Source organism: Aliikangiella coralliicola (genome assembly GCF_007004725.1).
Lineage (GTDB): Bacteria > Pseudomonadota > Gammaproteobacteria > Enterobacterales > Kangiellaceae > Aliikangiella > Aliikangiella coralliicola.
The window spans coordinates 434,694-447,204 of sequence record NZ_ML660163.1; the positions used below are offsets into that span (position 1 = coordinate 434,694).

General features: G+C 41.4%; 7 protein-coding genes and 1 tRNA gene. 1 reads left to right on the forward strand and 7 read right to left on the reverse strand.

Features of this window, described 5'->3' with window-relative positions:
* Positions 1-31: 31 nt before the first annotated feature.
* From FLL46_RS10555 to FLL46_RS10585, 7 genes are all read right to left on the reverse strand, one after another.
* On the reverse strand, positions 32-988 hold the full coding sequence (locus FLL46_RS10555; RefSeq protein ID WP_142893478.1) for a D-2-hydroxyacid dehydrogenase: 957 nt from the start codon (positions 986-988) through the stop codon (positions 32-34).
* A gap of 104 nt (positions 989-1,092) precedes the next feature.
* Positions 1,093-2,001 carry a tRNA pseudouridine(55) synthase TruB gene (truB, locus tag FLL46_RS10560; RefSeq protein ID WP_142893479.1) on the reverse strand — a complete coding sequence of 303 codons (909 nt, stop codon included), beginning with the start codon at positions 1,999-2,001 and terminating at the stop codon, positions 1,093-1,095.
* Positions 2,002-2,046: 45 nt separating this feature from the next.
* On the reverse strand, positions 2,047-2,442 hold the full coding sequence (rbfA, locus tag FLL46_RS10565) for a 30S ribosome-binding factor RbfA (RefSeq protein WP_142893480.1): 396 nt from the start codon (positions 2,440-2,442) through the stop codon (positions 2,047-2,049).
* Between the two features lie 222 nt (positions 2,443-2,664).
* The gene (gene infB / locus FLL46_RS10570; protein ID WP_142893481.1) at positions 2,665-5,280 is read right to left on the reverse strand and encodes a translation initiation factor IF-2; all 2,616 of its coding nucleotides are present in this window, start codon (positions 5,278-5,280) and stop codon (positions 2,665-2,667) included.
* A 24-nt stretch (positions 5,281-5,304) separates the two neighbouring features.
* On the reverse strand, positions 5,305-6,798 hold the full coding sequence (nusA, locus tag FLL46_RS10575) for a transcription termination factor NusA (RefSeq protein WP_142893482.1): 1,494 nt from the start codon (positions 6,796-6,798) through the stop codon (positions 5,305-5,307).
* Positions 6,799-6,838: 40 nt separating this feature from the next.
* On the reverse strand, positions 6,839-7,294 hold the full coding sequence (gene rimP, locus FLL46_RS10580) for a ribosome maturation factor RimP (protein WP_142893483.1): 456 nt from the start codon (positions 7,292-7,294) through the stop codon (positions 6,839-6,841).
* A gap of 403 nt (positions 7,295-7,697) precedes the next feature.
* Positions 7,698-7,774 (reverse strand) — tRNA-Met (locus FLL46_RS10585).
* Between the two features lie 224 nt (positions 7,775-7,998).
* Between FLL46_RS10585 and FLL46_RS10590 the strand changes: the two genes are divergently transcribed.
* On the forward strand, positions 7,999-12,471 hold the full coding sequence (locus tag FLL46_RS10590) for an EAL domain-containing protein (protein ID WP_142893484.1): 4,473 nt from the start codon (positions 7,999-8,001) through the stop codon (positions 12,469-12,471).
* Positions 12,472-12,511: the final 40 nt, after the last annotated feature.

A 12,511-nucleotide genomic window follows, 5' to 3' on the forward strand; every position in this document is an offset into this window, starting at 1 on the left:
TCGTACCGAATGATACAAAAAAGTGTAGCACTTAACCTTCTACTCGATTTAATTTCTCTCCCCCTAAAAAACTCTGAATATTATCGGCAACACCATCGATTAATCGCTGTTGCGCCTGCATGCTACCCCAGGCGATATGATGGGTAAGCGTTAAATTGGGAATATCATTTTTCAGCAGAGGATGATCAATCTCGGGAGGTTCGTTATCTAAAACGTCAATAATTGCGTGGGCAATATGCTTAGACTTTAATGAGGATACGAGAGCATCAGAATCAACGATCGGCCCACGGGCGGTATTGATAAAAATACTACCTCTTTTCATTTGATCGAATGTTTTTTGATTAAAAAGACTTTTGGTATCTTCTGTTAACGGGCAGTGCACAGATACTACGTCGGCAGTTGCCAACATTTCTTCAAATGCGATTCTGCCTGCACGAACATTAGTAGCGCCCGGCCTTTCCGAAATGACGATTTTCATAGCGAAAGCTTCTGCTAATTTTGCAACCGCCGCCCCTAAATTTCCAAATCCCAGGATACCGAGTGTTTTGCCTGAGAGTTCATTGATCGGCGCATCAATCTGGCAAAAAGTCTGACTTTGGTGCCAGGGTCTTCGTCGATTATTGCCGAGGTAGAATTCAACATTGTTTACCACATTTAGCAGGTAAGCAAATATGTGTTGTGCGACGGATTGAGTTGAATAACCTGACACATTGGTTACAGCAATGTTATGTTTTTTTGCTGCAATCAGATCGACATTATTGGTTCCTGTCGCTGTTACACAAATAAGTTTTAGATTGGGAAGTTGCGCTAAACAAGCTGCATCGAGTTCGACTTTGTTGGTTAAGACTATATCCGCAGATTTTGCTTTGTCGACTATTTCTGAGTTTGTTGTATGAGAGAAAAAAACCAGTTCATCAACAGCGTTATGTACGCAACTAAAATCAATACTTTTATCAATAGTGGCATAATCGAGAAAAACCGCTTTCATAACTTAGCTACCAATTTTTTTCTAATCGAATGAGTTTGTGGGGATTTACGATGACATGAACACGTTATCCGAAAAATACCTGATTCTATGAAATTTACACTCAGTTATCTAACAACAAGCCGCTTAGGAGCCAGCATTAACTCTTTGTCCACCTCAGCAATACCGATAAACTCATCATCTTCATTATAAACTCGAATATAGTCGCCTTGCTCCAGATCTGGATACACTACCGCCTGCCCTTGCAAAAAATAATGTTCGCTATCTGCATCTAGTACTGCTTCATCTAAATGCATTACAGAACTATCCATGGGCAAGAGATATTGATCCAGACTCACACCTTCATCTCTATCTGCTTCAAGCTGCTCCATAGTCACCATATCCTCAACCGGATAATCTGCAACAAAAGAACGATGCAGTTCGGTCACGTGGGCCCCACACTCCAAAACCTGACCAAGGTCATCAACAATGTTACGAATGTAAGTTCCTTTACTACATTCTATTTCTAATTCAACTTCATCTTCTTCAAATCGAAGTAGTTCAAGATGAAAGACTGAAATCTCACGAGCCTCCCGTTCAATTTCAATTCCCTGGCGAGCTAACTTATATAAAGGTTGACCTTTGTGCTTTAACGCGGAAAACATTGAAGGGACTTGCAAAATGTCACCACGAAATTGGTCAAGCGCTTTGAGTAGTTTCTTTTCAGAAACATTGGCTGGTTTTGTTTCGATTGTTTCGCCCGTCGAATCACAGCTATCTGTGCGTACACCTAACTTTGCGACTACGCGATAACCCTTATCAGATTCGAGTAAAAACTGGGAAAACTTTGTTGCTTCTCCAAAACAGATTGGAAGCATCCCGGTAGCGAGAGGGTCGAGTGCACCGGTATGTCCTGCCTTAGCAGCAAAAAAAAGTTGTTTGACTTGCTGCAAAGCTTTGTTTGAACTGATTCCTTGAGGTTTATTAAGTAGCAGTATGCCGTTAACTTTACGGCCTTTGGCGCGACGTCTGCCCATCGGTGCTCTCTTGAATTATGTATTTTTGAAACTAAATCTTCAGAACTATTCGCTTTCGCCTTCCGCGGCATCAGCATCAGAATCTTTGTCGCGAGCTTTTTTAATCAGTGCAGAAAGCTCACTGCCGCGCGCGATAGATTTATCGAACTCAAATTTTATTTGCGGAACAACCCTGAGCTTCATTCTCTTGCCGATTAGTCCACGAATAAAACCTGCAGCATTATTTAGCACATCCAGCGCTACTTTGATGGATTTTTTATCCTCATCAATTCCAAGGAAGGTGACAAAAACAGTTGAGTAGCAAAGGTCTCGCGAAACTTCAACGGCGGAAACAGTGACCATTCCCACACGAGGATCTTTAATTTCCATTTGAATGATTTGAGCCAGTTCCCGTTGTAACTGTTCGGAAACTCGATCGGTCCGATTAAATTCTCTAGCCATGACTACCTGATTATTTAACTAATGAGTGCTGCATTTATGCTAAGCACTAATTTTCTATCTCTAACTAAAATTATCAGTTTAATGACTGACAATCCGGGTTTAAGTAAAAGACAGGCAAATGCCTGTCTTTTTATGTTGCTTTTAATTACAGCTACCTGACAGTGATGCTAATTTACCTGAAAAACACTTGCCTGAACTGCTATTAGTTCGCCCGAACAAAAACTATAAAGTACGCGCAACTTCTACAATTTCAAATACTTCGATCTGGTCGCCGACCTTCACATCATTGTAATTCTTAACGCCGATACCACATTCCATACCGTTACGAACTTCATTGGCATCATCTTTAAATCGACGTAAAGACTCTAGCTCACCTTCGTAGATAACAACATTATCGCGTAATACGCGAATTGGATTGTTACGCTTCACGATGCCTTCAATAACCATACAACCGGCAATCGCACCGAGCTTAGGCGATTTGAACACATCACGAACTTCTGCCAGACCGATAATTTCTTGCTTCTTCTCCGGTGAAAGCATGCCTGACATCGCTGCTTTTACCTCATCAATTACATCATAAATAACACTGTAATAGCGTAAATCAACACCCTCGCGTTCGACAGCTTTTCTTGCAGTCGCATCGGCTCGAACATTAAAACCAACGACAATCGCATTTGAAGCCGACGCCAGCGTAATGTCAGTTTCAGTAATCGCACCAACGCCAGAAGAAATTACATTAACCTGAATTTCCTCAGTCGCTAATTCTAATAATGAACTTTGCAACGCTTCTGATGAACCTTGTACATCAGCTTTAACAATAACATTAAGCGCCAGCTTTTCGTCTGATCCCATGTTAGAAAACATGTTTTCTAGCTTAGACTTTTGCTGCTTGGCCATTTGTAAATCTTTATATTTACCTTGGCGGAAGTTAGCGACTTCCCTTGCCTTACGCTCATCAGGAACAACAGAAATTTCATCACCAGCTTCAGGAACACCAGACAATCCAAGCACTTCCACCGGAATCGACGGCCCGGCACTGTCAGTCGGTTTTCCATTTTCATCATTTAAAGCTCTTACACGACCGTAATGGAATCCAGCTAACAATATGTCACCCGGCTTTAATTCGCCAGATTGAACCAACACAGATGCAACAACACCGCGCCCCTTGTCTAATCGAGATTCAATAACAATCCCTTTCGCCGGACCTGCATTGATCGCTTTCAATTCTTGTAATTCCGCGACCAGGGAAATCGTTTCGAGTAAATCCTCAACTCCTTCACCAGTTTTTGCTGACACATGAACAAACGGGATATCTCCGCCCCAGTCCTCTGGAATCACGTCATGCTGAGACAATTCATTCTTAACTCTGTCTGGATCGGCTTCTTCTTTATCGATTTTATTCACAGCGACTATCATTTGAACGCCTGCAGCTTTTGAATGCTGAACCGCTTCAATGGTTTGAGGCATTACACCATCGTCAGCCGCAACCACAAGAATGACGATATCTGTGGCGTTAGCACCACGAGCACGCATTGCAGTAAATGCCGCGTGACCCGGTGTATCAAGGAAGGTAACCGAGCCTTTTCCAGTAGATACATTGTACGCACCAATATGCTGGGTAATTCCACCCGCTTCGCCATCAGCAACTTTACTTTCACGAATGTGGTCGAGCAATGAGGTTTTTCCGTGGTCTACATGTCCCATAATGGTAACAACGGGAGCTCGGCTCGTTTCTTCACCTTCGTTGACACTTGACTCTAATAAAGCCAGTTCTGCCGCATTTTCTGCCAACAGTACGACCTCGTAACCCATCTCTTCCGCAACTAGCTGCGCAGTTTCCTGGTCAATGGTCTGGTTAATGGTCGCCATACTACCAAGCCCCATCATGGCCTTAATAACCTCGGTAGCTTTTACAGACATTTTTTGCGCCAAATCGCCGACGGTAATCGACTCTGGAATAGACACAGGTTGTTTAGCAACACCTTTGGTCGGTTTTTGAAACTCATGTTTCATTGATTTTGGTGCTACCATTGGCCTTCTTTCTTCGGATAATTTTTTATCGTCTTTAAATTTACGGTGAACCGGACGTTTGAATTCAGACAACATATCTGCTGGAGTGTCTGAATCATCACGGGATTTCTTTTTCTTCTTACGTTTTTTCTTACGCGATTTATCTGCCAATGTATCGGCTGGAGGAGCGGCGGGAGGCACCGCACCTTTACGTATTGGTCTTTTGGTTTTCTTATCTTCTTCAGGCTCTACAACAAGCTCAAATTCTTCATTTTTTGCTTTTTCTTCCGCCTGCTTTTGGGTCTCAACCTCTGCTTGAGCTCGCGCTTCAACTTCAGCCTGCGCTCTCGCTTCTGCTTCGGCTCGGGCCATTGCTTCTGCTTGCGCTTTAGCTTTAGCTTCCTCCGCGGCAGCTTGCTGAGCTTTGAGATTTTCTTCTTGTAGCTCTGGCTCAACTGGTGTTTCTTCTACTACCTCAGGAACAACCAGTTCTTCTGAAGGACTCGATTCTTCAACATCAGCACGCTTAACGTAAGTTCGCTTCTTACGAACTTCAACATTAACCGTCTTAGACTTTCCGCCTGTTCCAGCCATTTTAAGCGAACTTTTTGTCGTTCTCTTAAGGGTAATTTTCTTGGGCCCCAAAGCAGCACTGGCAGATTCGCCATGACTCTTCTTCAGGTGCGCCAATAGTGTTTTCTTCTGTTCATCTGATACCGCATCGTTCGGCCCAGACAAGTCAACGCCGGCATCTTTCATTTGCTCTAGCAACTTATCTATCGGTGTTCCGACGATTTTTGCGAGTTTTTCTACTGTCACTTCAGACATAAATCCCCCCTAAGAACTAGGATGCTACTCAGCAAACCATGGCGCTCGAGCTGTCATAATTAATTGCGCAGCTCGTTCTTCATCTATTTCCGGAATATCAATTAATTCATCAACAGCTTGCTCTGCTAAATCTTCCATCGTAATAATTCCTTTGCTCGCCAATACAAATGCAAGGTGACGATCCATACCATCCATATTTAACAAATCTTCCGCAGGCTCAGAATCCTCAAGCTTTTCCTCAGACGCTATCGCTTTAGTTAGCAACGTGTCTTTGGCTCTGGCTTTTAGGGCCTCAATGAGTTCTTCATCAAAACCTTCAATATCGAGCATTTCAGACTGTGGCACATAAGCCACTTCTTCAACGGTGGTAAAACCTTCTTGAGCAAGTACTTCCGCTAATTCTTCATCAACATCAAGCTCTTTAATAAATAGCTCAATCAGTTCTTGATTTTCTTCTTTGCTCTTTGTGTCAGCTTCTTCTAACGTCATTACGTTTAAAGTCCAGCCGGTTAACTGACTGGCTAAACGAACGTTTTGACCATTCCGGCCTATCGCCTGTGCCAACTGATCTTCGGCGACGGCTATATCCATGGTATTTTTGTCTTCATCAACGATGATAGAAGCGACCTCTGCCGGAGCCATGGCGTTAATAACAAACTGAGCTGAATTATCATCAAATAGGACAATATCAATTCTCTCGCCTGCCAGCTCACCAGATACTGCCTGAACTCTAGAACCACGCATACCAACACAAGCCCCGACCGGGTCGATGCGCTTATCATTTGTTTTTACAGCGATTTTAGCCCGCGAACCAGGATCTCTAGCAGCCCCTTTTAGCTCAATCACTTCTTCAGCGATTTCAGGCACTTCGATGCGGAACAATTCGATAAGCATAGCCGCATTTGCACGGCTAACGAACAGCTGAGGCCCTCTCACTTCAGGTTTAATCGCATAAAGCAATCCGCGAACTCTATCACCGGCTCTGACGGCTTCTCGGGGCATCATTTCTTCTTTGGGGATTATTGCTTCGGCGTTATTTCCCAGGTCAAGAATAATAGAATCACGGTTAGTCTTTTTGACAACCCCCGTAACCAACTCACCAACTCTAGATTCAAACGCTTCAAGCACTTTTGCTCGCTCGGCTTCTCGAACTTTTTGCACAATAACCTGTTTGGCGGTTTGTGCAGCAATTCGTCCAAACGCAATCGACTCAATCTGTTCTTCAACATATCCGCCGACTTCGGCTTCAGGAGAATCATATTGTGCAGCTTCGAGTGTAATTTCGGCTAATGGATTTTCCAAAATTTGCTCTTCAGGATCAACAATCAGCCAACGGCGAAAAGTATCATAATCACCAGTTGTTCTGTCAATCGCCACACGAACTTCAATATCAATACCTTGCTTCTTTTTGGTTGCCGTTGCGATTGCAGCTTCTAACGCCTGAAATATAATTTCCTTATCGACATCTTTTTCGTTCGATACGGCGTCTACAACTAATAAAATTTCTTTATTACTCATAACTTTACAAGCCTCAATATAAAAACCTTAACCCTGCCTGTTAGTCAAACTCTGCAACCAGGTTGGCCTTGTCAACATCACTAAAATCTAAAATATAATTTTGATTATCTACACTTACAGTTAGCTGCTCTTTATCAACCTCAAGCAACTTACCCTTAAATTTTCTTCTACCGTCAACTCCGACATGACAACGTAAGTTAACAACACGACCGACAAACTGACTAAAATGCGCAAGCGTAAATAAAGGTCTCTCTAATCCCGGCGACGATACTTCTAAAGTATATTGACTGGAAATCGGATCTTCCACTTCCAAAATACCGCTCGCTTGATGACTTACGCTAGCACAATCATCAACATTTATTCCATTTTCGTGATCAATATAAATTCTAAGAACAGAATGTTTACCCTGGGAAATATATTCAATACCCAAAAACTCATAACCAAGCGCTTCTGCTGACGGGCGTAACATTTCTGTTAACTGATCTACTTTTGCCATAATTTCACTCGTGTTACTCTATTGCCATCAATACAGCAGTGTGGCATCTGAAGCTGCCTTAATTGTTGCAATCAGCTCACTTATTGTCCACTCTTATCTACTGGCACTTATGACCTAATCATTATTAAATGGCATAAATAAAAAATGGGCACATAAGGCCCATTCTTAAATACTTCTGGAAACCAACTTATCATACCTGAGTATAAGAGATGGCACCTTATGGTACTGTGTTGGAACCAGTTTTAACAAACCAGTTACCTTTGAGCCGATTGTTATCAAACCAACAGTTATTTAATTCCTGCGGATAAACAAACGATTTAAAACAAAATACTATTGTAGTCGAACAACTTTTGTTTGACCTACGAAAAAGCCCCATATAGGGGCTTCTTCGACTACAAGAATTTGGTAGCGGGGGCCGGATTCGAACCAACGACCTTCGGGTTATGAGCCCGACGAGCTACCAGACTGCTCCACCCCGCATCAATGTGGACGGAATTCTAACGAAAGCTCACAGCAATAACAAGTAATATTATCAATTCATTCAGAATTTTTCACCTGTTCCTATATTAATTGGTTAAATTACCAGCGGTTAGCAGCATTATCGCGCTAAATCAGGTATCCTCAAGGCAAAAGGAAGGTTCTTTTGTACCAGGTGAATTCATCTGGTATAAGACATAAGACACCAGAACATCAGGGCATTCGATTTGAATAAAATTTTATTATTCTTCCTGGCAAATCTAATCATTATTCCGTGCCTCAAATCAGAAAGCACAACCAGCTTAATTAAACAGACTGGGTTTCGACAGTACGCCACCGATCAGGGATTAAGTCATAATACGGTTACCCACTTTCTCCAGGATCGTAAGGGCTTCATGTGGATTTCAACCACCGCTGGTCTCAATCGGCTGGACGGTAATAAGATTGAGGCAATCCAGGGTCCTGATCAAATATTGTTCGGCAATTCTATCAATCATCTGATACAGGACTCAAAGGGTAAAATTTGGGCCAGCACCTATGGAGGTTTAATCCGCCTTGCTCACAACCAAGGTGACGGCCAAGTCTATCAACTACCTTCATTTGCATCAGAACCCGACCAGAAAAATTATACAATCGCGATTATTGAAGCAGAACCGGAAAAATTCTGGATTGTATCTTGGGAAGGAATCTACCAATTAAATACCAGAGACAAAGAAATTCACGCATTTCCTTCGATGAAAGAGCTGCTCAACAAGGGTATTTATATAAAGACAGCTTTTGAAGATAAAAACATTATCTGGCTGGGCACTACAAATGGCTTATATCAATTTAATAAACGTGATTCCTCATTACGCCAATATCCGCTGACAAAAAGTCTCAACCAGTCAGCAATCGACCAACTACTTAAAATTGACAATGAAAAAATGTTGCTGGTTTCAGGCCAAAACCTGTTTCGAATTAACTTGAAGGAGTCAGAGCAAGCGGCAGAGTTATTGATGACCGAACAATTAATTACCAGTATGGTGAAATTTGGGCAAAGTGTTTTTCTTTCATTCAAAGACAGGCTTTATCGATATGAAACCTATAGTGGAACTATCTCTCATTTGTTTTCACTTTCAGAAATACTACCTAAATACACTAACTACACCATTACAAAACTATTCCTGGATAAAAATCACAAGCTGTGGCTCGGCACCAACAGTCAAGGCGCTTATGTCTGGGATCCCCAAAGCTTACACTTCCAATCGATCTATACCTTAACTCAAAACCCCGAAATAAAGCTGAACGATAACAGCGTTTGGAGTTTTGTAGAGGAGTCTCCCGGAAACTTTTGGATCGGAACCGAGATGGGACTGAACTACCTATCGTCAAGTGAGGGCACATTAGAGTCACACCTCGCTCTTGATAAATATAACTTATCATCACAGCAAGCCCGTATATTTTTTATCCAAAAAGATGGAGATACTCTCTGGCTGGCAACCGCTAACGGATTAATAAAATACCAACCGAAAGAAAAAAAGCTGGAGGTGTATCGTCCCAAAAAGCTCTCACCAGATACCGACTTTTTTATTTACTCGATTGCGCTAACCGATCTAGGTGATATTTGGTTAGCAACACAACAAGGCGCGCTGAAGTTTAGCCCCAAAACTAAAAAGTTCGACTATGAAAACCAGCTAATGACGCCGGATAATATCGAAATATCAAGTTTTGTTCGCTATCAGGATAACCTGTTATGGTTCGGATTTAAAAGTAGTTTAATCTCATACGATTACCGACAAAAAATTCGCAAAGAAGTTTTCAAGGCAAGACATAAAAGCCGAAATGTCGATCTATTCCTGACGGACTTTTATCTTGATAAAGAGAAAAAGCAGCTCTGGACAGCATTTAGTGGAGAAGGAATTTACGTCACTGATCTAACGGCGACTGAGAATAATGTTATCAGGCATTTCAGCCCAAGAAATGGTTTTGTTGACAATGTTGTTTACTCGCTACTACCGGACAAAGACTATTTGTGGGCAACCACTCACTCAGGTCTGGCAAAAATAAATCTGCAAACTTTCAATTACCTTATGTTTGATTTTTACAATGGTTTACCGGGAAATGAATTTAACGAGGGAGCTAGCAGTAAAACAAGTTCCGGCGATTTAATGTTTGGCAGCACCAATGGAATTCTAATCATTGAACCTGATAAGCTTAGTTTACCTGATGAACGCATTTCGCCGCTAATAACGGCAGTTCAATTACGTGATAAAGTAATACTTTCCAGCGACATCGATTGGTCCGAACGAAATGTCATATTACCCAAACATGAAAATTTAATTACTTTTCATTTATCAGTACTAGATTATTTGACGCCGCAAAAATGGCAATATGAGTATTGGCTAACGGGAGTAGAGCAAACAAAACCTCAACTCGTTTCCGCCAGCGAACTAACGATTGGAGACTTATCTGCAGGAAACTACCAATTAAATGTTCGCGCAGTACTTCCGAACTATCAATATTTTTCTAAAATAGAAAGTATTCCCTTTTCTGTAGAAGCACCGCTATGGATGTCGGTCAAATTTCAAACTGCCGCCTACTTGCTATTAGCCATTTTAATTTTTTGGTACCTTTATCGACGAGGCAATGTTAAACGAACACTGGTCAACTTGTGCAAAGAATTACAGGAAAAAGAAAAGCGTTTAGAACTGGCTCTTTTAGATAAGCGCCGTGGTGTTTGGGACTGGCAAAGGAATAGCAGTAAGTCAAAAAATTCTACAATAACCATAACCATGACTGAGGACGATGAGATTGTAATGACTATGTCTAAATATGAGTCATACATTCATCATCAGGACGTAGATAATGTCAAGCAAGCATGGGAAAAATTCATTAACGGAAATGATAACGCCATCAAAATGGTTTATCGAGTCTTCTTCTTCGAAGAATGGGTTTGGACCAAACTATATGGGCGGGTTTACCAGAGAGATGAAGAAGGACGCCCAATCAGAGCCACAGGCACCTGGTTAGATATTAGCGAAGAAAAAAAAGCAGAAACGAAATTAAATTTATACAAACAAGCGGTTTATAGCACTCGTGATGTCATCATCATTGCCAACAGTAAACTCGACATAGCTGTCGTTAACAATGCTTACCATGTACAGACTGGTTTTGAGTCTTCCAGTTTAATCGGTAAAAATATTATCCGCGTAGCCAAAAGAATACTCTCAAAAGATGTCACTGAAAATCTTAGAGCACAGGTTCGACAAAAGAAATCCTGGCAAGGGGAAGCGACTATGCCAAGAAAGAATGGCACCAGCTACCCAATCAGTATTCGGGTCGATGTTATTGAAGGCGAATCAAAAGATTTTAATTATGTGATTGTCATTACTGATATTAGCTCCCTGACCAGTTCAACCAGCTCGCAATTGGGAGATGCTTACTATGACAATTTGACGGGACTACCTAATAAAATATTAACCAACGACCGATTGACCCACGCCATCGATCACGCAAATAACAACAAAGCCAAACTGGTGTTTGTTACAATTGCGATTGATCGTTTTGAGTTTTTATGTCAAACCCTTGGCCGCACTTCAATTCGAGAATTACTACTTAACACAAGTAACTGCATAATAAAACATCTGAATGAAGACGATACCCTTGCTCGATATGAAACCAATAAGTTTGTTATTATTTTAGAAGGTATTAATAAGTTTGAAGATACCGCGTTTAAAATTGAAAATATTTTAACTGAAATCGCCAAACAAAAACTCTCAACTTCAGCGTCGATAACAGCCAATGCAGGCGTTAGTTGCTTTCCTGTCGATGCGACAACCAATGAAAAATTAATCGAAAGCTCAATGCGAGCTTTAAAAAGTGCGCGGCAACAAGGCGCACAAATTGTCAGTTACATCAATCAGGATTTACAGAAAAAGACCAGCGAGCGTATAGCAATGAAGTATGCTTTATTGGAGGCGCTGGAAAATAATCAATTTTTCCTGGTTTATCAACCGAAAGTTGATTTAACTCGCAACCAAACTGTTGGCTTTGAAATTTTACTCCGCTGGCGCACCAATGAGGGAACAACAGTTTATCCTTCTCAATTTATCAATATTGCAGAGCAAACGGGGTTAATTGAACCCTTGACAGAGTGGTTAATTAATCAGTCATTTAGAATTCTCAGACAATGGAAAGCGGAAGGATTCAGCGTCGCCTTCGCGATTAATCTTATTCCCAGGTATTGTGCGAAAATAGCCTGTCCCGAACACCTGTTAAAAAAGCTACAAACCTTTAATCTAGAAGCAACTGATATTCATATTGAAATTAATGAAAAACATTTGAGATTACAAGATGAACACGATCTTCAGTTTTTGACTGAACTCGATAAAAATGGTTTCAAGGTCACACTGGATGATTTTGCTAGTGGCAAAACGCCATTAGCTAACCTCAATAAGCTGCCTATTCATGCGATCAAAATGCATCGCGATCTAACTCGAGGTATTGGTAAAAACCCGGATGACGAAGCACTAATTAAAACCATTGCCGATCTTGCTAACAACCTCAACTTCGTAGCAACAGCGAAAAGTATTGAAACGGAGCAACAATTAGAATTTTTGCAAAAATCAGGTTACCGCTATGGTCAGGGCTATTACTTCTCAGACCCATTAACGGAAAGCCACGCAAGGCAGTTTTTAATCAAGATGCAAAGCAAACTCTGATCGATCACGAGTCAGCTGTAAAGAAACTTGCCCAATGAAT

Excerpts from the sequence above, each read along its gene's own strand:
- truB (WP_142893479.1), bottom strand. The coding sequence starts at position 2,001 with ATGGGCAGACGTCGCGCCAAAGGCCGTAAAGTTAACGGCATACTGCTA.
- infB (WP_142893481.1), bottom strand. The coding sequence starts at position 5,280 with ATGTCTGAAGTGACAGTAGAAAAACTCGCAAAAATCGTCGGAACACCG.
- rimP (WP_142893483.1), bottom strand. The coding sequence starts at position 7,294 with ATGGCAAAAGTAGATCAGTTAACAGAAATGTTACGCCCGTCAGCAGAA.
- FLL46_RS10555 (WP_142893478.1), bottom strand. The coding sequence starts at position 988 with ATGAAAGCGGTTTTTCTCGATTATGCCACTATTGATAAAAGTATTGAT.
- rbfA (WP_142893480.1), bottom strand. The coding sequence starts at position 2,442 with ATGGCTAGAGAATTTAATCGGACCGATCGAGTTTCCGAACAGTTACAA.
- nusA (WP_142893482.1), bottom strand. The coding sequence starts at position 6,798 with ATGAGTAATAAAGAAATTTTATTAGTTGTAGACGCCGTATCGAACGAA.